Here is a 563-nt window from a genome sequence, read left to right on the forward strand (position 1 = left end):
GGTGCGATGCTGCAATTGTTCCCGCGTGGCAGCGTGTCCGATGTGATCGAAGCAGGCGGGCGCCAGGCCTTCGGCTATGCCAGCCACCTGCACCCTGGCATGTGGCTCTGGGCGATTGCCGCAGTGCTGGCCGTGGCCGGTTTCTGGGTGCTGCTGCGGGTGCTCTCGGTGGTGCTCGCGCTGCTGCGCTATTACGGTTTCCGGCTCAGTGAGCACGAGCGTCGGCTGACCGTGGCCAGCGGACTGTTGACGCGCATGCGCACCAGCGTGGCGCGGCGCCGGATCCAGGCCTGGACGCTGCGCGAGACGGCCCTGCAGCGCTGGTTCCAGCGCCGCCAACTGCGCATCGATATCGCGGCCGGCAACCCCGGCGAAGGCGAGCGGCGTGACCTGCGCGAACTCGCGCCGCTGGCGACGCCGGCCGTGTGCGATGGGCTGGTCCAGCATCTGCTGCCGCACCTGCAGTGGCCGCCGGCGCGCTGGCAGCCGGTTCAGAGGCGCGGCTGGTGGCGGCTGTACCTGGGCGCGCTGTGCATCGTTCCGCTGCTGACGGCGGCGGCGAT

Annotated in this window: 1 protein-coding gene; it reads left to right on the forward strand. The window is 71.0% G+C overall.

The window, feature by feature from the left end:
• A partial coding sequence (locus AAE045_RS24040; RefSeq protein ID WP_455549811.1) for a PH domain-containing protein occupies positions 1-563 on the forward strand: 563 nt, incomplete at both ends.

The sequence above is a fragment of the Dryocola clanedunensis genome, from assembly GCF_038405435.1.
GTDB classification, from domain to species: domain Bacteria; phylum Pseudomonadota; class Gammaproteobacteria; order Enterobacterales; family Enterobacteriaceae; genus Dryocola; species Dryocola clanedunensis_A.